27 protein-coding genes are annotated in these 19,557 nt (G+C 35.0%); 11 read left to right on the top strand and 16 right to left on the bottom strand.

Features of this window, described 5'->3' with window-relative positions; all coding sequences use genetic code 11:
- Positions 1 to 314 precede the first annotated feature (314 nt).
- Positions 315 to 1,544 (bottom strand): NAD(P)/FAD-dependent oxidoreductase, encoded by a 1,230-nt coding sequence (locus tag ACN6NE_RS29770; protein WP_474329075.1) that lies wholly within the window; start codon positions 1,542 to 1,544, stop codon positions 315 to 317.
- A 432-nt stretch (positions 1,545 to 1,976) separates the two neighbouring features.
- Here ACN6NE_RS29770 and ACN6NE_RS29765 point away from each other — a divergent pair, with 432 nt between their 5' ends.
- The 3 genes from ACN6NE_RS29765 to ACN6NE_RS29755 all read left to right on the top strand — a co-directional run bounded on the left by ACN6NE_RS29765 (position 1,977) and on the right by ACN6NE_RS29755 (position 3,197).
- Positions 1,977 to 2,237, top strand: a complete 261-nt coding sequence (locus ACN6NE_RS29765; RefSeq protein WP_474329073.1) for a hypothetical protein — start codon at positions 1,977 to 1,979, stop codon at positions 2,235 to 2,237.
- Positions 2,238 to 2,514: 277 nt separating this feature from the next.
- Complete coding sequence (locus ACN6NE_RS29760) at positions 2,515 to 2,787, top strand: HU family DNA-binding protein (RefSeq protein WP_474329071.1); 273 nt, start codon at positions 2,515 to 2,517, stop codon at positions 2,785 to 2,787.
- Between the two features lie 227 nt (positions 2,788 to 3,014).
- The gene (locus tag ACN6NE_RS29755; protein WP_029324141.1) at positions 3,015 to 3,197 is read left to right on the top strand and encodes a YolD-like family protein; all 183 of its coding nucleotides are present in this window, start codon (positions 3,015 to 3,017) and stop codon (positions 3,195 to 3,197) included.
- A 122-nt stretch (positions 3,198 to 3,319) separates the two neighbouring features.
- Here the strand turns inward: ACN6NE_RS29755 and ACN6NE_RS29750 are convergent, their stop codons facing one another.
- Together ACN6NE_RS29750 and ACN6NE_RS29745 are read right to left on the bottom strand one after the other, a co-directional pair.
- Entirely contained in the window at positions 3,320 to 3,448 is a 129-nt protein-coding gene (locus ACN6NE_RS29750; protein ID WP_474329069.1) for a small, acid-soluble spore protein, alpha/beta type, read from the bottom strand.
- 238 nt (positions 3,449 to 3,686) lie between these two features.
- Positions 3,687 to 5,087 (bottom strand): sucrose-specific PTS transporter subunit IIBC, encoded by a 1,401-nt coding sequence (locus ACN6NE_RS29745; RefSeq protein ID WP_474329067.1) that lies wholly within the window; start codon positions 5,085 to 5,087, stop codon positions 3,687 to 3,689.
- A 699-nt stretch (positions 5,088 to 5,786) separates the two neighbouring features.
- On the opposite strand from ACN6NE_RS29745, the gene ACN6NE_RS29740 reads away from it, so the two are divergent.
- The 3 genes from ACN6NE_RS29740 to ACN6NE_RS29730 all read left to right on the top strand — a co-directional run bounded on the left by ACN6NE_RS29740 (position 5,787) and on the right by ACN6NE_RS29730 (position 7,077).
- On the top strand, positions 5,787 to 6,059 hold the full coding sequence (locus ACN6NE_RS29740; protein ID WP_192100860.1) for a GlsB/YeaQ/YmgE family stress response membrane protein: 273 nt from the start codon (positions 5,787 to 5,789) through the stop codon (positions 6,057 to 6,059).
- 33 nt (positions 6,060 to 6,092) lie between these two features.
- Positions 6,093 to 6,218 (top strand): hypothetical protein, encoded by a 126-nt coding sequence (locus ACN6NE_RS29735; protein ID WP_474329066.1) that lies wholly within the window; start codon positions 6,093 to 6,095, stop codon positions 6,216 to 6,218.
- A gap of 379 nt (positions 6,219 to 6,597) precedes the next feature.
- Positions 6,598 to 7,077 carry a site-2 protease family protein gene (locus ACN6NE_RS29730; RefSeq protein ID WP_474329064.1) on the top strand — a complete coding sequence of 160 codons (480 nt, stop codon included), beginning with the start codon at positions 6,598 to 6,600 and terminating at the stop codon, positions 7,075 to 7,077.
- Between the two features lie 676 nt (positions 7,078 to 7,753).
- Here ACN6NE_RS29730 and ACN6NE_RS29725 read toward each other — a convergent pair.
- The 4 genes from ACN6NE_RS29725 to ACN6NE_RS29710 form a co-directional block, all read right to left on the bottom strand.
- A complete protein-coding gene (locus ACN6NE_RS29725) occupies positions 7,754 to 8,212 on the bottom strand; it encodes an SMI1/KNR4 family protein (RefSeq protein ID WP_474329062.1) in 459 nt (152 codons plus the stop codon).
- Positions 8,213 to 8,239: 27 nt separating this feature from the next.
- Positions 8,240 to 8,416, bottom strand: coding sequence for a DUF8096 family protein (locus tag ACN6NE_RS29720; protein ID WP_474329151.1), 177 nt, complete (start codon positions 8,414 to 8,416; stop codon positions 8,240 to 8,242).
- Positions 8,417 to 8,489: 73 nt separating this feature from the next.
- Positions 8,490 to 8,639 (bottom strand): hypothetical protein, encoded by a 150-nt coding sequence (locus ACN6NE_RS29715; protein WP_474329060.1) that lies wholly within the window; start codon positions 8,637 to 8,639, stop codon positions 8,490 to 8,492.
- A gap of 51 nt (positions 8,640 to 8,690) precedes the next feature.
- Entirely contained in the window at positions 8,691 to 8,900 is a 210-nt protein-coding gene (locus ACN6NE_RS29710) for a YolD-like family protein (protein ID WP_474329058.1), read from the bottom strand.
- Positions 8,901 to 9,068: 168 nt separating this feature from the next.
- Between ACN6NE_RS29710 and ACN6NE_RS29705 the strand changes: the two genes are divergently transcribed.
- Together ACN6NE_RS29705 and ACN6NE_RS29700 are read left to right on the top strand one after the other, a co-directional pair.
- The gene (locus ACN6NE_RS29705) at positions 9,069 to 9,644 is read left to right on the top strand and encodes a TetR/AcrR family transcriptional regulator (RefSeq protein ID WP_474329056.1); all 576 of its coding nucleotides are present in this window, start codon (positions 9,069 to 9,071) and stop codon (positions 9,642 to 9,644) included.
- 93 nt (positions 9,645 to 9,737) lie between these two features.
- Positions 9,738 to 10,745, top strand: coding sequence for a quercetin 2,3-dioxygenase (locus ACN6NE_RS29700; RefSeq protein ID WP_474329054.1), 1,008 nt, complete (start codon positions 9,738 to 9,740; stop codon positions 10,743 to 10,745).
- Positions 10,746 to 10,869: 124 nt separating this feature from the next.
- On the opposite strand, the gene ACN6NE_RS29695 is transcribed toward ACN6NE_RS29700, so the two are convergent.
- Positions 10,870 to 11,181, bottom strand: coding sequence for a hypothetical protein (locus tag ACN6NE_RS29695; protein WP_474329052.1), 312 nt, complete (start codon positions 11,179 to 11,181; stop codon positions 10,870 to 10,872).
- Between the two features lie 564 nt (positions 11,182 to 11,745).
- On the opposite strand from ACN6NE_RS29695, the gene ACN6NE_RS29690 reads away from it, so the two are divergent.
- A complete protein-coding gene (locus ACN6NE_RS29690; RefSeq protein WP_474329050.1) occupies positions 11,746 to 12,405 on the top strand; it encodes an MBL fold metallo-hydrolase in 660 nt (219 codons plus the stop codon).
- Between the two features lie 135 nt (positions 12,406 to 12,540).
- On the opposite strand, the gene ACN6NE_RS29685 is transcribed toward ACN6NE_RS29690, so the two are convergent.
- A complete protein-coding gene (locus ACN6NE_RS29685; protein WP_013084404.1) occupies positions 12,541 to 12,750 on the bottom strand; it encodes an alpha/beta-type small acid-soluble spore protein in 210 nt (69 codons plus the stop codon).
- 562 nt (positions 12,751 to 13,312) lie between these two features.
- Between ACN6NE_RS29685 and spxA the strand changes: the two genes are divergently transcribed.
- Together spxA and ACN6NE_RS29675 are read left to right on the top strand one after the other, a co-directional pair.
- A complete protein-coding gene (gene spxA, locus ACN6NE_RS29680; RefSeq protein ID WP_474329048.1) occupies positions 13,313 to 13,714 on the top strand; it encodes a transcriptional regulator SpxA in 402 nt (133 codons plus the stop codon).
- Between the two features lie 208 nt (positions 13,715 to 13,922).
- Positions 13,923 to 14,063 (top strand): hypothetical protein, encoded by a 141-nt coding sequence (locus ACN6NE_RS29675; protein ID WP_474329046.1) that lies wholly within the window; start codon positions 13,923 to 13,925, stop codon positions 14,061 to 14,063.
- An 81-nt stretch (positions 14,064 to 14,144) separates the two neighbouring features.
- Here the strand turns inward: ACN6NE_RS29675 and ACN6NE_RS29670 are convergent, their stop codons facing one another.
- The 7 genes from ACN6NE_RS29670 to ACN6NE_RS29640 all read right to left on the bottom strand — a co-directional run bounded on the left by ACN6NE_RS29670 (position 14,145) and on the right by ACN6NE_RS29640 (position 19,340).
- A complete protein-coding gene (locus ACN6NE_RS29670; RefSeq protein WP_129703666.1) occupies positions 14,145 to 14,429 on the bottom strand; it encodes a HesB/IscA family protein in 285 nt (94 codons plus the stop codon).
- A gap of 34 nt (positions 14,430 to 14,463) precedes the next feature.
- Positions 14,464 to 14,892, bottom strand: coding sequence for a protein-tyrosine phosphatase family protein (locus ACN6NE_RS29665; RefSeq protein WP_474329044.1), 429 nt, complete (start codon positions 14,890 to 14,892; stop codon positions 14,464 to 14,466).
- Between the two features lie 64 nt (positions 14,893 to 14,956).
- Positions 14,957 to 16,729 carry an arsenical pump-driving ATPase gene (gene arsA / locus ACN6NE_RS29660; protein WP_474329042.1) on the bottom strand — a complete coding sequence of 591 codons (1,773 nt, stop codon included), beginning with the start codon at positions 16,727 to 16,729 and terminating at the stop codon, positions 14,957 to 14,959.
- A gap of 13 nt (positions 16,730 to 16,742) precedes the next feature.
- A complete protein-coding gene (gene arsD / locus ACN6NE_RS29655; RefSeq protein ID WP_474329040.1) occupies positions 16,743 to 17,111 on the bottom strand; it encodes an arsenite efflux transporter metallochaperone ArsD in 369 nt (122 codons plus the stop codon).
- Between the two features lie 117 nt (positions 17,112 to 17,228).
- Positions 17,229 to 17,651, bottom strand: coding sequence for an arsenate reductase (thioredoxin) (arsC, locus tag ACN6NE_RS29650; RefSeq protein WP_349346820.1), 423 nt, complete (start codon positions 17,649 to 17,651; stop codon positions 17,229 to 17,231).
- Positions 17,652 to 17,675: 24 nt separating this feature from the next.
- Positions 17,676 to 18,974, bottom strand: a complete 1,299-nt coding sequence (locus tag ACN6NE_RS29645; protein ID WP_474329037.1) for an arsenic transporter — start codon at positions 18,972 to 18,974, stop codon at positions 17,676 to 17,678.
- Positions 18,975 to 18,989: 15 nt separating this feature from the next.
- On the bottom strand, positions 18,990 to 19,340 hold the full coding sequence (locus tag ACN6NE_RS29640) for an ArsR/SmtB family transcription factor (RefSeq protein ID WP_474329035.1): 351 nt from the start codon (positions 19,338 to 19,340) through the stop codon (positions 18,990 to 18,992).
- Positions 19,341 to 19,557 lie beyond the last annotated feature (217 nt).

Raw genomic sequence — 19,557 nt, 5'->3', positions numbered from 1 at the left:
ACACATACACATTTGCTCTTGCTATTTCTTGCTGTTATTTCTCTTCCATTTCTATCTGACTATTATTAGCTAACACCATTCTTTGCAGATTCATAAACTTCTCTAATAATGTTGGGAATAATTTAATATATTCAACGTAACAAAGAGCCACTTGTATGAAACAAGTGGCTTTTTATATTGAGTATGTTTTAGATAAAATGTACTAATCGTAACAGAATAAAATCTTTTTTTTCGATATATCCCTTCCTGCCCTCGGTTTACCTTCCCCTCATTGCTAATTCTTGAAAACTCTTAGGTCAATTTCAAAATTATTGCTAGATTGACTGCATAATTCGTGTGAGTTCTTTTTCTAAAGCATCGGGCTCGTTTGAGTAATTATAAATCCCTAAAAACTTCTCTATAGCCTCTGGATGAGAACTGATTAGCTTATTGATAGCATTCTGTTGTTCAGAGATGCGTTCGTTCTGCGAAATTTGACATCCCATGTGAAACCGAACCATAAACTCGTCTTCTATTGCCTTTTGATATTCTTCAGATATTTGATTTGATTGATTGGATTGTCCCTTATATTTTGAGAGAATATTGGATAATATACGTGCTCCACATATAGCATCATGGATACCTTGTGCCATGCCAGGATCTTTAAAACAAACTGCGTCTCCAACCAACGCCCACCCTTTTCCCATTCCTTTATACCAGTAATTATCATATCTGAGAATGCCTTTAACCGGTTCTACTAATTCCGCATTTTTTAAACGCGTCCCTATTGTTGTATTCGGAAAGTTATCTGTTAAGAAATTGCGTAGACAGCTTTCTGAATTTAATTTCAACCGTCCTATCAATTCCTTATTTTCTAATGGGAAAATGCCGGCGATAACATATAAATTATCATTCGTTGGAAAGAGAATGGCTGTGTTATCTTTTATCTTGTATACTTCAAATTTAGGGACATTGTCATGGCGAAATTCAGAGAAGTACCCGAAATAGATGCCGACTTTTGCCGAAATGCTTATTTTGAGTTCACTTTTTACCAGCTTGCGAATAATTGAGGATCGGCCGTCTGCCCCGACTACCAGGCGAGCTAAAAATTCTTGTTTCTCGTTATTGCCATCTAGACCTTCCACTCCCACTACTGTATCTTCAGCATGAATAACATCCGTCACACGAAATCTTTCTAGAACGGTTACATTCATTTGTGATTTGGCTTGTTCAAGTAAGATTTGATCGAGATAAGTTCTTCTAATGCAGTAACAACTTTCTTCTCCGTCAACTTTAGGGATGAGTCCTTCTATCACGGTATCCTCAAATTGAAATTTAATATCCTGTACCGGTGGGGCGTTTGTTTCCAATAATTTGTCCATGACACCGATTTCTCGAAGAAGAGCGACAGTATTATTGAAAAAAGTATGGGTTGATAATGTATCCTTTGGAAAGGTCGCTTGGTCTACTAACAACACATGGAAACCTGCCTTCCCAAGATAAATAGCAAGGGTAGAGCCGGCAACTCTAGCACCGGTAATGATGACATCATACGTCTTATTCATCGTATCGCTCCGTTTCCAAGTACAATTATTAATTTGCGTATCCATTAGAAGGATTCTAAAACTAATGCTCTTACGAGTTAAAGCAATGAGGTAAATTGATAAGGGTATGCTACATACATAAAGTATGGAAGTTAAAACGAATTAAGTACAGGGAAATTTCATCTGTTAAACAATTAAAAAGAATTTGCGCTAAAAATCGGAATGATATTTTAAGCATTGAATAGAAGCTCATTTACAAGAAGATATAATAGATGGATTGAAACATAGATATAGATTCTAGACATATATTCCTTTTCCTCTTTTATTCTTTGACTTCTAATTGATAAATTTTCCTGTATTTTACATTAATTAAGTTGAAAAAGGTTAAATTATCCACTCGTTTTTTATATACTAAAATAGAAAGCTACTCAACGTATATAGGGTAGTGATCCAATGCCAAGTGTAAAAGAAGCTGTATATATTCATTGTGGAAGGAAAATGGGCGTTTTTAAACCCGAAGAAATCACAACATTCAGCTACATGCATTTCAGAGGATTTTTTGCTTGTTCAGGTTGTCGTGTGAAAGTCTTTCATAAAATCAAAGGGGATAACCAACATCTATTGTCTCGTCCACTAATACTCATGCCTATGATTGTCTTTATAAAAAATAGTAAAAAAGTAGCCTTTGCTCCACGAGAGCAAGGGCTTTTTTAAAACTCAGCGATTGGGAAATATTTTATCAGTTTAAGCTAAGCATAATATATACATACATGTTTTTAAAACAATATAGGGCTGAATTTTGCAGTGGATAAACAAATTGTCCAACATAAACATATTTCATTTCACCACAGAGCTAATCTCAGACACGTTTTTTATAATGTATCTTGTAAATTACTTTAAATAAAGAACGTATGTTTGACCAGAATGACGAAAATATGATATATTTTTCACCTATACATACTATATCCAGTAAGAAATGAGGTAGTTAAATATGAAAAAAGCTGAATTAATCGATGCAGTCGCAACAAAAACAGAACTAACAAAACAAGATTCTAAAAAAGCAATAGATGCGTTGTTTGAAACGATTTCTAATACACTGTCAAAAGAAGAAAAAATCCAACTACTTGGATTTGGTACATTTGAGGTACGCAATCGTGCAGAGCGTACAGGTCGTAACCCTCAAACAGGTGAAGAAATGACAATTCTGGCTTCGAAGGTTCCTGCTTTTAAACCAGGTAAAGAGTTAAAAGAAGCTGTTAAATAAGTATTTTAGAAAGCTCTTAGATTTATTCTTTGAGCTTTCTTCCTTTTGAAAGTTCACAAAGTTTACACAATAAAATGTAAGCGTTTCCTATGAGGTTGTTGTATACTAAATAATATAAAACAATATAACTTTTAACTTGTATGATTTCCTAACAAATTCTGCATGCTAATTATTTATTTGAATAACAAATTCCTACATTAGTTATTGGGAAGAAAGGATAACGGAGCATGATATTGAAAGCATTAAGAAAGAAAGGTGTCATTACCATTAACTATTATCAAAACGGTTTATTACAAACATGTAAGGGACGTGTAAACGATCTTAATCTTCATGATCAAACTCTTTCTCTAGAGGATGAACAACACAATATATTCTCTATTCGTTTATCGGGCATTACTGAAATTCATTAAGTCTATCATCGTATAGTTACATTATTTAATATGCTTATTACAGGGAATGTTAATGATAACGCTATAAAAAAGAGGAAGAGAACTCTCTTCCTCTTTTTTATAATTTATTTACCTTATTAGTACTATTCCTTGTGTCCACCAAGTTGTTTTTCAGCTAATGCTACAAGGCTTTTTGTAATTTCTCCACTAACGGAGCCATTAGCACGAGCAGTTGTGTCAGGTCCCAGCTGTACTTCCATTTCTTGTTTCATTTGATTAACTGCTTATGCGAAACAAGGGAACACCTACTAACCAGGAAGTTCCCCTATTTCGCTAGATAAAAATACATCGTTAAGAGAAAAGTTATAATATGATAAATTAGAAAAAAGGTTAAAGCACAGTTAAACTAAAAAAGAGAAGGTTTTTAACCTTCTCTTTTCCTACAACATCAATGATTAAGCTTTTTCTAATGTCATTCATTATAGTTTATTAATTACAATTTATATATAATTATCGATTCTTAAGCATCTTATCGTTATAACCAAACAGCCATGTCAGAATAAATGATACAGCAAAGGCAATCAAATTAACGAAAATATAGATAAAAATCTGATTATTCAAGTACAATAGTAACCCTGGAATAGCTGTAACAGCCATTCCTGTTGCTTTTAGATGAAAAATTGAGGCTAAGAATCCCCCTACTGCTCCTCCTATAAGGCCCATTATAAAGGGTTTAAAGAACCTTAGGTTTACTCCAAATATAGCCGGTTCTGTAATTCCTAAAAAGGCTGAAAATGCTGATGGGAATGCTAATGCTTTCACTTTTTTATTTTTAGATTTCAATCCAACTGCTAGCGTTGCAGCCCCTTGAGCTACAATTGCGCTGGTAATTAATGGATTGAATGGGTTGAATTTTGTATCAGCTAATAATTGAATTTCAAGTAAATTAAATATATGATGAACGCCAGTAATTACAACAACTTGTTGTAGGCCACCAATAATAATACCAGCTAAACCAAACGGTAAATCTAAAATTGCTTTTGTGCTTGTTAGAATTATGTTTTCTAATGAATGAAAGACTGGTCCGATAGCGAAGAGACCTAATGTAATCATGATCAACAATGTTAGAAATGGCGTGAGTATTAAATCAATTGAATCGGGCACTTTTTTACGAATCCAACGCTCTAATTTTGCTCCTATAAGACCTACAAAGAAAGCTGGTAAAACAGAACCCTGATACCCTACAACTGGAATAAATCCAAAGAAGTGAATAGGATGTGCGTCTCCTGAACCTACTGCATATGCGTTTGGAAGTGCTGGATTTACTAACATTAATCCCAAGACAATTCCTAGAACAGGGCTTCCACCAAATACTTTAAAGGCTGACCATGCAATTAATGCTGGTAAGAATGCAAAAGCTGTATCTGTGACAACTTGTGTAAACATTATAAAGTTCTCAGGGATATCATTGGGTGTATAACCCAACCAATTTAACACTGCTTCTTGCGTTAGTACCCCACGTAAACCCATAAATAATCCGGTTGCAACAAGAACTGGAATAATTGGAACGAAAACGTCACCAAAGGTTCGGATAGCTCGTTGAAAAGCGTTTCCTTGTTTCTTAGCTTCTGCTTTTACTTCAGAGGTAGACGTGCCTTTAATACCCAACTCATTCACTGCTTCATATACTTTATTAACAGTTCCTGTACCAAAGATAATTTGGTATTGTCCTGAATTATAAAATGCACCTTTTACTTTCTCTATATTTTCAACTGCTTCTTGATTTACTTTTGTTTGATCATGTACCATAATACGCAATCTTGTTGCACAGTGAGCAAATGATGAAATGTTTTCTCTTCCACCTATTGCCTCAACTACTTTGCTAGCTATGTCTTTGTAACCCTTTTCCACTTGATGATAACACCCCTTTGGTGATGATAATATAATGAAATTGTAATAAGAAAAAACTAATATTCCTGATTCGATCGCGACTATATTTCTTGCTATCTATAAAAGATATAGACCGAACAAAAAAAAGAACCGGTTCCAAAAAACTAAAAAAAACAACATATATATAATTAAATGTTTCCTTTCATAGGAGCCAATTTCGTTAAATAAGAAGTCAAATTGGAACCGGTTTCTTTCGCTTATTATAGTTTATGAAATAAGAAAATGTCAACGCTTTCTTTTGTTAGTCAGGGATGCTAAATTCCAGATCTTTAAAAACAAACATAGCTATATAAAAAAGAAGGTACTTGAAAGGCGTCATTACGCATGTAGAGCTTGTATTAACGCGGTAGCGATACTGAACTAGATACTAATTAGATAACAAAGTTAAGATTCTTTAGATACTATGTAGCTACTTCAGTAAGCTTGCCTGTCCAGTCGAAAAATAAAAAAGAACCCTTACTGCAGTAGGTAATGATGTAAGGTGTTCTAGGCTTTTAGATCCCAGGGGTTGTCCCAACCGTTTGTTCCTTTTATAAAATGTACGAGACACTAGTAGATGTCCAAAAAGATAAAAACTTTATTAAGGAAAAAAATAACAGGGTTAATGAATTTTAGTCGAGGGTAAAGTCAACTAACTATTTTAAAAGGAGGGTACTATGTATGGAAATTATATGGATGCTAATTGTAGGTGGAATTATTGGGTGGCTCGCTGGATTACTTACAGGACGTGATGTTCCTGGAGGCATTATTGGTAATATTATCGCTGGTTTTATTGGTTCTTGGTTAGGTGGGCTGATCTTGGGAAGTTGGGGACCAGTTATTGGTGGTTTTGCAATCATTCCAGCCATTATTGGAGCAATCATTTTGGTGTTAATCGTAAGCTTTGTTCTAAGGAAAATGGGACAAAAAAAGAATCATGGTCATCATGCATGATAAATCGAAAAAATTAAATTGGAGTGATTAAAAATGAGAGAAGAAAGTAAGTGTGTGTTAGATGATTTTGTTGAAGATAATCAATTTGAATTAGATTCTTACCTTACTTATTTGTTCGATCAAATTAATAATGATATCGAAGTTCTGTCAGAAGCTTAATGAGAAACCAGATATTTTATTATAAAGAAAAAGAGAAAAAAATAATAAATCAGAATATAACATAAACGACCTTATTAACTTTGTTTACAATATATAGGGTCGTTTATTGTTATGGAGAATGTTTAAAAATAAAGTGAAGATACCCTTCTCTATAGGCAATGCTCAAAGATTATTAATCACTTTAACTGCTGCTTTAGTAAAAATCTATTGGTCCTATATTTTGATTAAAGACCTTTCGAAGTGCGAAACGAAGGACTGTACATATGATTAAAAAGGCGCCTCCTCTGTGTGGAAAAGTCTGTCCACCATCAAAAAGAATTTATCTACCTTAATAAGCTAACTGTTTATTAAATCATTTTATAATAAAGGAGATGGAAGTGTGTTTGGATTCAATGATATGCCTAAGTTCTTGTTTTCTTTCTTACTTGTACTACCACTTGTATCTCTTGTTCACCAATTAGGTCATTCTATCATGGCAATCTTTTTCGGAGGGAGAGTGGATTTTACAATTGGAAAAGGAAAAACCATTTTTAAATGGAAGAAAGTTAAAATAAAATCAGTTTACTTTTTGGATTCTTTTTGTGTATATGAGAAACTAAAATACGATAACCGATTTACCCATGCCTGTGTCTATGCTGGAGGTGCCATTGCCAATTTATCCTCTATTTTCCTTATAAATGGCTTAGTTATGGCTGACATCCTTTCAGCAAGTCTCTTCTCTTACCAGTTTGTCTATTTTTCTGTTTATTATATTGTCTTCTCACTACTGCCTATTAAATTTACAGAAACAACTTCAAGCGATGGGCGTGCTATTTATGATGCATTGAGATATGGAAAAATAACATGTAACCCTGATTAATAAAGCTGAAATAATGATGTGAAGCGATAGGTTTGCGAAGCTACATGGGATTCACTTTTACGTAATGAAGTAGATGATAAAAATAAAATTACTTTAAATAATATGGTTAATCCAGCAATTAGTGTTGATGTTGATAAATAATTGATATCAAAAAACCTTCTACTACTGTCAGGTAGAAGGTCATTTGTGTGATTGAAATGTCATTGTACACCCTGCGAGAAAGGTAACACATTTATTCATTACCAATAAAATCATAATTTAAACAGAGTACATAGGAAAACCCTCTATCCTATAGATAGAAGGCAAGATAAAACATACTATAAACAAAGGTAGGTAACTTAGATAACTTTACATTTATTTTTATACCCAAAAGGAAAGAACTTAAACAGATAAAAAACCCTTCTACCCATAGAGAGTAGAAGGTCACATGGATCACATACTGTTAAAAAAAAGTTAGTTGATTATAGATTTTAACCCAAAAAATAAAATTCAAACATCTTACATAAAAAATATGTGGTTGGCCTAATAGCTTATCTTTTTCATGAAATGGACGAGACATAAGGACAAAAGTAGAATGTAATGAGGAAAAGGGAGAGCTTGGTGAATCAAATCATAGGAAACTAATACAAAAGAACCGACAATTGAATGCCAGTTCCTTTGTATTGTATAAATGTAGTCATTCTTCATCTTCATAAATAAATAAGCCATTTACCAAGGCCTCAAAATCAGGAGCTAATTCAAAAATAAGCATGTCTGTTCCCCATTCTAAATCCATATAAATTATAGGAGGGTTATCTTTTGTATCCCGATAGTCAAATGCAACCCACCAATGTCCCTCTCCACATAATAAAACAATATCTTTTGGTAACTCCCATTCTTCTATATAATAATCACTGGATAAAATGCCTTCTTTCCCTATTCCATAAATCTCAGGGACATTTACATGATCGTCTGCCCAATTTGTTGGAACGGAGGTAGGGTAGTCACAATATTTTAAAGAGCCCCCATTCTGTATTTTACATAATTCAATATAGGATTTTGGTAACTTCACACCCAACTTCTTTTCTGCTTCATTGACCATTTCTTCTGTTAATTTTTTTGATTGACTGTATCCATCATCCCAAATATCTCTCATTTCCCCAACCCTTTCAATCAGTACCAACTAAATACTCTTTTTCATCCCACATTCGCGGCATTCACGTAAGAAAACGCCACCTTTTACGGGACTTTTGAAGTAAGCTGAGTTGCAGTTATCGCATCTGCCACTAACCTTATCCGGAAATTCAGCATAGTCATACACTTTATCAAGATCGATTTCTTGCTCCTTTATTTCTTCCAGGTTGATCACTCTTTTCTATTTGGCTTTTATTAGACTAACACAATTACATCCATATAAAAGGCTTATGTTGAAATTACTCTGGTTTTTCCACTAGTTGCATCTGGAAAATTTGCGTTTCTTGAATACCTGCTCGTTGAAGTTCTTGTTTAAATGATTCTCCTTCTTTTAGCTTAATGATTCTCTTCGAACCGTCACGTAACGTGTATATTCTAAAACTGTACATGAATGTACCTCCACCAAATTAAATAATCCCTGGACACGATTTCTTGAGGGACTAAGCCAAGCGAACATCGATTAGATCACTTAACCTCATTTTATTTTTTAACTCAAATACGTCATCAATAAAAATGAATAAATCTCCAAGGGAATCAACAAACTGAATGAACCCCGTCTCTGTAATGCATTGGCCTTTCTTATAATATGTAAGATAAACTTGTTTATTTGTATATAAGGCTTCAATTAAGGTGAAATTCATCTTTTCCATTTGCTCTTCTGTTGAAACAAGTTATGATACCCGAATTGTATAAGCGAGCTAACACTGGTGAAAGAGCTCATAATTAGATAATAAAGTTGTAAATGAAATTTTGACTTTTAGCTCATCAGTTTCTATAATTAAACCGATTGGTCTTCATAACCATTAGGAGGAAACAGAATGAACGGTAAAGGCGAAACAAGAGAAAGAATTATTAAAACAGCAGCACACCTCTTTCAACTGCAAGGATATCATGCTACAGGTCTAAATCAAATTATCAAGGAGAGTAAAGCCCCTAGAGGATCTGTTTACCATCACTTTCCAAATGGTAAAGAAGAATTGGCTATTGAAGCAGTAAAATATACAGGTAGATTCGTTGAAGGACAAATTAAAGAGAGTATGGCTCAAGTCTTGGATCCTGCTGAAGCTATTCAACATTTTATTGAGGTAACGTCTAAACAGTTCAATGATCCAGAAAGCGTTGAAGGAATACCCGTAGGATTATTAGCAAGTGAAACAGCTTTAATAAGTGAACCACTACGCCAAACATGTGTTGACGTTTTTAAGGCCTGGGCAAATGTGTTTGCAACAAAGCTCATTCAACATGGCTTTGACGCTGAAGAAGCTGAAGCACTTGGAATGACTATAAATTCGATGATTGAAGGTGGCATAATGTTTTCACTTGCTCATAAAGATAAACAGCCACTTTTGCTTATTGCTCAACAAATACCCTTGATTATAAATAAAAAAGGATAGCATTTTGCTATCTTTTCATTTATATTAATTTAAGTAGACTGACCAGTCCATTTTATATGTAGATTGGTCTACTACCATAAAGGAGGAAATAGTATGACAATAATTACTAGTAATCTACCGAAAAAACAAGCGCCTTATTTATTACGAAATGGCCAAGGTCCTAAATACTTATTTGGCAGACAAGTAGCCACCATTATGGCTAACGCTGAAAGTACAGGGGATATGTTTGAAATCGTCTTGCTTTCAGGAGGAAAAGGAGACTCTTTCCCACTTCATTTTCATAAAGAAACTCATGAAGGCATTTTAGTTCTAGACGGAAGAGTAGAACTTATCCTTAATGGAGAGAAGCACCTACTTGTATCAGGTGACTACGCTCACATTCCGGCTGGCACAGTGCACAGTTATGAAATGAGAAGTCATCGCACTCGTTTTGTCTCCTATACAATGAAAGGAAAAGTTGCGAATCTTTATGCTGAAATAGGCACGCCTTATCAGTATGTAGAACATCCTCCATATGCTGAAAAAGTATCTTATGAGCGCTTTTTACAAGCTGCAGCATTTTCTGATATTGAGTTTGTTTCAAACGAAAAACCTTTAGAAACTGAAACTAAACTTGTAACAAACTCAAAACGTCCTGATGAAGTAGTTCCCTATGTTCTTGAATCTGGCGAAGGTGATTGTCTCTTAACAGGTGACCAGCTTCACCGAATAGTAGCAGCACAGACAAATACAAATGGACAATTTATTGTAGTTTCATCTGAAGGACCTAAAGGAGATCGTATTGTGGATCATTACCATGAACATCATACGGAAACATTTTACTGCTTAGAAGGGCAAATGACCATGTGGGCAAATAGAGAAGAGATTGTGTTAAATCCGGGAGATTTCCTTCATGTACCGGCTAATACCATTCACTCATACCGTTTAGATTCTCCGTACACTAAGCTGGTAGGTTTACTGGTTTCTGGCTTGTTTGAACCATTCTTCCGTACTTTGGGAGATCAATATGAACATCATATTTTCCCAACTGAACCTCAGCCACTACGTTTTGATAGAGTAATTGCAAATATTCACAATCTCGATTTAAAGATGGCCGATTAAAAGGAGTAAATGGAACGTTAGACGTTGTGTTATTTTAATGGAATTAATTCCGTTATTATCCATAACCCTTATTATCACAATTAGAAAAGCAGTCCTTAAATGTTCAAAGGACTGCTTTTACTATCTACTTAACGTTATAGAGTTTCCATATATTTTTCTCTTTATAATCTATATAATTACTCCAACGTTCTCCCTGGTTAATATAATCTTCAAACGTAGCAATTCTAGTTACAATATAGCCACCACATTCATCTGCGGTTTGTTTTGCAATGGACTGTGTGTCAAAGGGAAATGCGACCAATTCATCATTTGTAAATTCATAACTAGAGATTTCTTTCCTTTTTACGTTTCTACATGATTCATTTACATAATATAACTTACCTAATTTTATAAGGTAGTATGGATATTCTTTGTTAGGTAATTTACTCCCCTCCATTTCTACACTCTTCAATTGCTTTATAAGTCAATATTACCTATTATTTGGACTTAGAAACCTAAAATCCTTTTAAAAAAGCCACTCATTTAGAGTAGCTTCAATTACGCAATGTTAATGTGTTACGCGATTCTAAGTAGATAATGAAGTTAAGGCTCTTTAGATACTAGGGGTTGTCCTAACAGCCCATTTTTTCATGAAATGGATGAAAGGTTGGAAAATATCTAAACAACTCGATTAAATATCTAAAAAAACTTGCAATAAACATGTAAGCTGATTGGAAGCTCCCAAAAAAGAGAACCCTTCTTCAGATGGTGTTCTCTTTTTTACTTCCTTATGTCTCATTCAACAATAAAAAATAGCAGGAACTTTTGAGAAGGAAACTGAATTTAATATGATGTTTATGTTATTTAATTTGAAGATGGTTAGTGTGATAATGAATATTTTTTGGTACTACGTAATGGTAGTATTTCACGTGCAAAATTGGCTGTATTCTTTCAATCTTCTGGTGTAGTCAAACCTATTATCCTACATCAATAAAATCTAATTATAAAGGAGACTAAAGTTATGGAAATTTCTAAAGGGGTAGAAATGCTCCAGCTTGAATTTCATGGATATATTATTCATCCAACTCTTTTATGGGATCAAGAAATGGCCGTTTTAATAGACACTGGATTCCCGGGACAAATGGAAGATTTACGCGTGGCAATGGATAAAGTAGGAGTATCGTTCGACAAACTAAAAGTTATAATTTTGACACATCAGGATATAGATCATATAGGTAGTCTTCCTGAGATAGTACAAGAGTATAATCATATTAAAGTATATGCTCACGCTTTGGATAAGCCTTATATACAAGGGAATTTACCTCTTTTGAAAGACGGGAACGTAGAGAATCCTCCAAAGAGCAAAGTGGACGATACCTTGAAAGACGGTCAAGAACTTACGTATTGCGGCGGGATTCGTGTCATTCATACTCCAGGACATACTCCAGGGCATATCAGTCTCTATTTGGAAAAGAGTAAAACACTGATTGCTGGGGACTCAATGTACAGTGTAAACGGAATAATTGAGGGGATTCATGTTCCAACTGTACTGGATATAAAAGAGGCTCGACTCTCTTTGAAGAAATACCTAGACCTGGATATTGAATCTGTGGTTTGTTATCACGGAGGCTTAAGTAATGGGGATATTGATGAGCAGATTCAAAAAGTAATTTCATCTTAAAATCTGAATTTTTCCCGGCTATTGGGTACGATACAAGAATCTCTTGCACCCTCATGCTATTATCCTCCTTTTTCACTAACGAAAAAAGGAAGAACGGGAAACCATTCTTCCTTCGGCCATCATTATAAAATTTTATTAGAAACGTCCACCGCCAAGTTGTTGCTCAGCCATTTGTACAAGACGTTTTGTGATTTCGCCACCTACTGATCCGTTTGCACGTGCAGTTGTGTCAGCACCAAGGTTTACACCAAATTCGCTCGCGATTTCATATTTCATTTGATCGATTGCTTGTTCAGCACCATATACTAATAATTCGTTGTTGTTGCTGCTTTTGTTGTTTGCCATGTTGTGTCACCTCCTTGTTTCTTTTAAGTTTCCTATTGTAGAAGAGGTATATGTATGGTAAATAGTGGATGTATTTTACCTTATGTGATCGCCATACTAACTCTCAGAAACAAATGACACTGTAAAAAGTGGGATTAGATGTTTCATTTCCTTGTTATAAAGCCTATACACTTGCCATGTGTAAGAAAAGGGATGACAGCTTTAGTTGTTATCCCTTTTCTTATTCAAAGTCCTGTTTTTAAATAAGAATAAGGAACATACTCACTTAAATAACAAGGAGGATATCTATTTGAAGAAACAAGTTTATAAAACATAGAAGGTTAGTCTCGCGTTCTGAATCATATGTTTCATATTTTAGTTATATAAGATCCACATGCATTAAACAGATACATAAACTATGTTATAATAGTGGTGGAAATAATACGTGAATTATCTAGTGTATTCAACGTAGCAAAAAGCCACTTGTAGTATACAAGTGGCTTTTACTTATTAAAAATCTATATACTTTTATTTACATTGATTAATTAAAGATAGAAAAATACATATAGACGAGGTGTAAAAAATGATTAATCTATATACGACAACCAGCTGCGTTTCTTGCCGAAAAGCAAAGGCTTGGCTTGAGGAACATCAAATTGATTATATTGAGAGAAATCTATCGTATGAACCTATTACAGAAGATGAAATTAAAAATATTCTTAGTATGACAGAAAAGGGTACAGATGAAATTATTTCTACAAGGTCAAAGATCCCTCAAAAGTTAAATATAGAGATTGATGCACTGTCGTTACAGGGGCTGTATGATTTGATAAAGAGCCATCCTTTTATACTTAAACGCCCTATTATCATACAAGATCGTAAAATACTGCAAATCGGATATAAAGAAGAAGAGATAAGAGCTTTTATTCCTCGGAAACTTCGTACTTTCACGATGACAGAACAGGCAGTAGTAGGTGATCAGTAGAGGGTAATAGAAGAGTGGTCAACGGATGCCTTAACTTCAAAAGTAGATTGTAATAAAAGGCATCGGCAGTGTAGTAAGGTACATATTTCAGATTCTAAAGGTGAGTAAATGCTGCAGTAAACTTGCCTGTCCAATCGAAAAATAACAAAGAACCCTTACCTAAGTAGGTAAGGGGTAGCTAATTATGTAAGAAGTAATGGGTTTTTATATGCTGGAGGTTGGACTAGTGGCTTTTATTTTTCATAAAATGGACAAGAGAGCAGGGGATGTTCCAACGACTGAGGCTGAACGTAATGAGGATCAGTGGCAGCATAACGAATTATATCTCCCAGGTCCTAAAAAGAAGTAAACAAAGGTAAATAAAAAAGAGAAGGTTTTAACCCTCTCTTTTAGCCACATATATTCTACAGTTTTAAAGTTAATTATTTAATTAACAACAGCTGTTATCCATTCCTACCAATACAAATCCTGCACCTTGAGGACCTTCTTGAACATCAAGTGTAAGCCCTTGGGTTGTAGATAGTACTGTATTTTCAATTGCTACTTGAATACCGTTAACTTCTTGGACTGTATCATCCTCAGTAGGTTCGTCTAATGATAATCCGACTTGAGGTCCGCAGCATCCAGCACCCTCAGAGTAAAAACGAATGCCTTTAGCCCCTTGTTCAGCGAATACATCTTCTAACATCTTTTTAGCTCCATCTGTGATATTCATCTAATCTCTCCCTATCTTCAATTATATTTATTGGTTAGGCTTCTGGAAATAAACGTTGAAGCGAAGCTTTCATTTCAGGTTTAACATTAATTTTAGCACGAGCTGCTTTTGCTTTTTCTTCAGCTTCTGCGATGGAATCAGCTTCTCCAATTGCTAATAGAGTTCCAATTGCAACCGTACCAGTACGATTACTTCCACCTGCACAATGGAAGTAAATCTTTTTCCCTTCCTTGTACGATTTTACTACTTCGTTAATTGCATTTTGAATAGATTCATCTTGATTTTCTGCATCATCTACAATTGGTGTATGAACGCGTGCTTCTGGAGCATCATGTTCTAATGATTCTGCACGTAAGTCATAAATGACATCTACTTTATCATTTTCCATCATTTCTTTTACATCGGCTGCACCACCGATAAAAATGCGATCGTCAATTAATGATTGATAATTTTTGTTACTCATGTTGTCCACCTCTATAATTTTAGTGTCTGAATCAATATTAAAACAGGTTACTTTCCACTTTGAATTATTGAATATATTCTTTGACTTTTTCGTAACCGATTTTCTCTTCTGGTTGCCAGGGAATAATAGCGCAATTAGACGTTAATTCATTCCTTATTTTCTTAATCCATGCTTTTTCAGCTTGTGATCTTCCCTTTAAAATAGCATCCTTTGTATCTGTTGCGTACAAACTTTGGTTGATAACCCACCATTTTGGTGTAATTTCAGCACGTTTCAAGTCTTCCTGGAGACGATGCGCTTCTAGTACTGGCGTTGCTTCTGCAAGAGTTACAATAACTACACTTGTTTCTTTTGGATTGCGTAAACGTGGTAGTAACGTTTTAACGCTTTCTGGAACCTCTCCTGTAGCTTTTTCCAACTCTTTATGATAAGACTCACTAGCATCAAGTAAAAGCAACGTATGACCAGTTGGCGCTGTATCGATGACCACAATTTCATCATTTGACTTAACTACCACATCTGCAAAAGCTCGAAACACAGCAATTTCTTCTGTACATGGTGAATTTAAGTCTTCTTGAATATAAGCAATGCCATCTTCATCAAGTTCCTCACTAGCTTTTGTAAGTACTTCTTTTTTATAAGCATCTACTTCAGCTTTAGGGTCAATTCGGCTGATGCTTAGTAATTCCTTTGCTTCACTATTACTAAAAATAAAATCTAAATGGGCTGCAGGATCTGTCGTAGTTAAATGAACACGATGGCCCTTTTCAACTAGTCCTACTGCAATCGCAGATGCTACTGTTGTTTTACCAACACCGCCTTTACCCATTGTGAAAATAACTTTTGTTCCATTTGTAGAGAAGTCTTCTACAACATCTTTAAACTCGGATAACTTTTCTGTAGAAAGCTCTACATTTTTAATTTCAGTTTCTGGTAATGACTCTGCTTTAAACAAACGACGTAAATGATTAATGCCTGTTAAAGGATAAGATACATAAGGCACTGAATACATAACCATTTGTTTCAGCTCTTCTGGCATTTTCTTTAATGATTCTTGTTGTCGAGTATAAAAAGCAGTAGATATTTCATCGCCTTGTACATATTGACTCATTAACCCATTCACAATTAAGTTTTGATTTAAAATGCCAATCTCTTTTAATTCCTTTGAAGCTCTATTTGCCTCTTCTAGAGAAGAAACATCAGGACGAGCTACTAACATTAATGTCGTTTGGGCTGGGTTTGATAAAGCTTCCACAGTTTTTGCATATAAACCTCTCTTCTCATCTAGACCTGATAAAGGCCCTAAACAAGAAGCTCCATGTGTACTTTCATCTAAAAAACCGGTCCATGCACTTGGCAATTGTAACAACCGAAGTGTATGCCCGGTTGGCGCTGTATCAAAAAGAATATAATCAAATTGGTTGACCATTTCCTCATTAGCAAGTAAATTTGTAAACTCATCAAATGCAGCAATCTCTACCGTACAAGCTCCAGATAATTGTTCTTCCATAGTAGAAATAACAGCATCAGGGAGTTTTCCACGATAAGGTCCTACGACTTTCTCACGATATGTTTTTGCTGCTTCTTCAGGATCAAGGTTACAAGCATATAAATTTTTTACAGTCGGTATCTCAATAGGTTCGTTTCTCAATTCCATTTCAAATACATCTTGTAAATTTGAAGCTGGATCCGTACTTACAATCAGTACTTTATGACCGTTATCTGCTAACAATACAGCTACAGCACATGCTGTGGACGTTTTGCCAACACCGCCTTTACCTGTAAAAAATAAAAAGGGTGTTTGAACAACATTTTCGGGTTGAAAAGATTTGAACATTTCTTTTACCTCCCTATTTTGGGTTATTAATGTTTAATTTGATCAGCATGCGTGGTTTTTCGCTCTTTAATTCTTCAGTTTTAACACCAAACCATTCAGCAAATTCTTCATTGGTTGGGTAGCTTCCAGTTTTCTCTACTTCACCATCCACTAATACCACTGGTAAAGCATCTGGACCTTTACTCATAAGAATCTTATTAACTGCTACTTGATCAACGAACTTATTTGGTTCGCTTGTCAAGTTATAACGTGTAATATCGAACCCTTTTTTCTTCAAGGCGAATACAGCTGAAGCCACCCTTGTTAATTCAGGATCAACACTAGGACCACAAATACCTGTTGAGCAACACATAGCTGGATCAAAAATCTCTACTTTTTTCATAATTTCATCTCCCTTTATGTAGACCATACCTTTTAACAGTAGTTTATAATAATATACTTATATAAAAGGTAAAGGATAGGCCGAGAGAGATTCTCCCGGCCTATTTAATTTTAATGATTATTTGCCTGTTTCAGCAAAACGGTGAATACGCTCACCGATTTCATCACGTACACGTTGGAAGAATGCCCATTTCTCTTCATCTGAGCCTTCTGCTTTTGCAGGATCATCAAATCCCCAGTGTTCACGTTTTACATGAGGAGGCGTTACTGGGCAGTGATCTGCTGCGTGACCACATAATGTAACGACTAAATCTGCATTATTTAAAATTTCAGGATCAATGACATCTGATGTTTGGTTTGAAATATCAATGCCAGCTTCTTTCATTGCTTTTACAGCGTTAGGGTTTAGTCCATGTGCTTCAAGACCAGCACTGCGTACATCCCATTCATCGTTATTTAGATGTTTTTTTGCCCAACCTTCTGCCATTTGGCTACGGCAAGAGTTACCTGTACATAAGAAATAAAGTGTTTTTTTAGACATATGTCAAATCTCCTTTATGATGTGTTATGAAATAATCAGTAACCAAATATATAAACCAACAAGCGTAATAAACAATGTTGGGATGGTTAAGATAATACCTGTTTTAAAGTAGGTTCCCCATGAAATTTTGACGCCTTTTGTTGAGAGAACATGAAGCCATAAAAGTGTGGCAAGAGAACCGATTGGCGTAATCTTTGGACCTAAATCGGAACCAATTACATTAGCGTAAATAAGCGCTTCTTTAATGGTTCCTGTTGTATGCGTCGCATCAATCGCAAGCGCATCAATCATAACCGTTGGCATATTGTTCATGATGGATGAAAGAATAGCTGCGATGAATCCCATACCAATGGTTGCTGCAAACAGACCTTGATCGGCTGTTGCTTGAATCACATCAGCTAGCACTTCCGTTAGACCAACATTGCGTAAGCCATATACGACTACATACATACCTATCGAGAAGAAAACGATAGCCCAAGGTGCGCCTTTTAATACTTTTTTTGTTTCCACTGCTGGACTTTGTCTCGCTATTCCTAAGAAGAAAATAGCAATGATTCCTGCAATGATAGATACTGGAATATCAAAGAATTCGCCTACAAAATAGCCAAGAACTAAAACAACTAATACAATTCCTGATAACTTGAACATTTTTTCATCTTTAATTGCCTCAACTGGCTTTTGCAGATCAGCTACATTGTACTTTTTGGGAATGCTTTTTCGGAAATATAGATACAAAACAACTATACTTGCGAAAAGTGCAAATAAATCTGGAACGATCATACGTGATGCAAACTCAGAAAACCGAATACCAAAAAAATCAGCTGATACGATATTAACTAAGTTACTAACCACAAGTGGTAATGACGTGGTATCTGCAATAAATCCACTTGCAATTATAAATGGAAAGACCATTTTATCTTGAAACTTTAATGCGCGAACCATCGCCAGTACGATTGGCGTTAAAATTAAGGCTGCTCCGTCATTCGCAAATAATGCTGCAACAACGGCTCCAAGTAGCGAAACATATACAAACATACGAACACCATTGCCACCTGCAGCTCTCGCCATATGCAACGCTGCCCATTCAAAGAAACCAATTTCATCTAAAATTAAGGAAATAATAATAACTGCGATAAATGTGAGGGTCGCATTCCATACGATGCTTGTTACATCCAGAACATCTTGAAAATCAACGACTCCTGCCAGCAAAGCCAGGACGGCTCCCCCACAGGCTGACCAACCTATAGATAGATTTTTAGGCTGCCAAATAACAAAAACTAATGTCACTAAAAAGATCAGTGACGCCAGGACAACTGATGTCAATTTTTAAACCTCCAATTACTCACAACAACTAATACGTAAGCCTTGTTTTTCTAATTCAGTTAAACGTTCATCTTGACTTGGTAATGAAGCAAGCAAACTGATTATAAAATCGTAATTTTCATGCGCTTCGTTAAGAGAATAAAAAATCCATTGTCCTTTTCGTTTTTCCTTCACTAAACCAATATCTTTTAACTTGCGTAAATGCTGACTAATGGATGGCTGACTAGCCTTGTAGATTTCTACTAATTCGCAAACACAGCATTCATTTGTTTGTAAAAGTTTCATCATTGATAGGCGCGTCTTATCACCCAACAATTTTAGAATTTGAGCTGCTTTTTCAATTTCAACTACTGTTTTCACACCCATGTACATACACCCCCTAGTTAACTAGAATTAATATATAATAATTTGCTTATATGTTTATGTGTATTAATATACTTGCTTTTTAAAACATTTACAACCCCTTTAATTAAAAAAATTAGATCAGTCCCATCTTGTTATCATGCACCCCTCTAACTGTTCACTTATATATATAAATTTATGTAATAACTAATCTTCACGTCAACCTCTCCCTATATGTAAA

It is taken from the genome of Priestia sp. 53B2 (assembly GCF_056099005.1).
The sequence above is the reverse complement of the archived record's forward strand: the minus strand, read 5'-3'. Positions and strand labels throughout refer to the sequence as shown.

Coding starts and splice junctions, on each gene's coding strand:
- ACN6NE_RS29770 (WP_474329075.1), bottom strand. CDS start 1,544: ATGAATAAGACGTATGATGTCATCATTACCGGTGCTAGAGTTGCCGGC.
- ACN6NE_RS29765 (WP_474329073.1), top strand. CDS start 1,977: ATGCCAAGTGTAAAAGAAGCTGTATATATTCATTGTGGAAGGAAAATG.
- ACN6NE_RS29760 (WP_474329071.1), top strand. CDS start 2,515: ATGAAAAAAGCTGAATTAATCGATGCAGTCGCAACAAAAACAGAACTA.
- ACN6NE_RS29755 (WP_029324141.1), top strand. CDS start 3,015: ATGATATTGAAAGCATTAAGAAAGAAAGGTGTCATTACCATTAACTAT.
- ACN6NE_RS29750 (WP_474329069.1), bottom strand. CDS start 3,448: ATGAAACAAGAAATGGAAGTACAGCTGGGACCTGACACAACTGCTCGT.
- ACN6NE_RS29740 (WP_192100860.1), top strand. CDS start 5,787: ATGGAAATTATATGGATGCTAATTGTAGGTGGAATTATTGGGTGGCTC.
- ACN6NE_RS29735 (WP_474329066.1), top strand. CDS start 6,093: ATGAGAGAAGAAAGTAAGTGTGTGTTAGATGATTTTGTTGAAGATAAT.
- ACN6NE_RS29725 (WP_474329062.1), bottom strand. CDS start 8,212: ATGAGAGATATTTGGGATGATGGATACAGTCAATCAAAAAAATTAACA.
- ACN6NE_RS29715 (WP_474329060.1), bottom strand. CDS start 8,639: ATGTACAGTTTTAGAATATACACGTTACGTGACGGTTCGAAGAGAATC.
- ACN6NE_RS29710 (WP_474329058.1), bottom strand. CDS start 8,900: ATGGAAAAGATGAATTTCACCTTAATTGAAGCCTTATATACAAATAAA.
- ACN6NE_RS29705 (WP_474329056.1), top strand. CDS start 9,069: ATGAACGGTAAAGGCGAAACAAGAGAAAGAATTATTAAAACAGCAGCA.
- ACN6NE_RS29700 (WP_474329054.1), top strand. CDS start 9,738: ATGACAATAATTACTAGTAATCTACCGAAAAAACAAGCGCCTTATTTA.
- ACN6NE_RS29695 (WP_474329052.1), bottom strand. CDS start 11,181: ATGGAGGGGAGTAAATTACCTAACAAAGAATATCCATACTACCTTATA.
- ACN6NE_RS29690 (WP_474329050.1), top strand. CDS start 11,746: ATGGAAATTTCTAAAGGGGTAGAAATGCTCCAGCTTGAATTTCATGGA.
- ACN6NE_RS29685 (WP_013084404.1), bottom strand. CDS start 12,750: ATGGCAAACAACAAAAGCAGCAACAACAACGAATTATTAGTATATGGT.
- spxA (WP_474329048.1), top strand. CDS start 13,313: ATGATTAATCTATATACGACAACCAGCTGCGTTTCTTGCCGAAAAGCA.
- ACN6NE_RS29675 (WP_474329046.1), top strand. CDS start 13,923: ATGCTGGAGGTTGGACTAGTGGCTTTTATTTTTCATAAAATGGACAAG.
- ACN6NE_RS29670 (WP_129703666.1), bottom strand. CDS start 14,429: ATGAATATCACAGATGGAGCTAAAAAGATGTTAGAAGATGTATTCGCT.
- ACN6NE_RS29665 (WP_474329044.1), bottom strand. CDS start 14,892: ATGAGTAACAAAAATTATCAATCATTAATTGACGATCGCATTTTTATC.
- arsA (WP_474329042.1), bottom strand. CDS start 16,729: ATGTTCAAATCTTTTCAACCCGAAAATGTTGTTCAAACACCCTTTTTA.
- arsD (WP_474329040.1), bottom strand. CDS start 17,111: ATGAAAAAAGTAGAGATTTTTGATCCAGCTATGTGTTGCTCAACAGGT.
- arsC (WP_349346820.1), bottom strand. CDS start 17,651: ATGTCTAAAAAAACACTTTATTTCTTATGTACAGGTAACTCTTGCCGT.
- ACN6NE_RS29640 (WP_474329035.1), bottom strand. CDS start 19,340: ATGGGTGTGAAAACAGTAGTTGAAATTGAAAAAGCAGCTCAAATTCTA.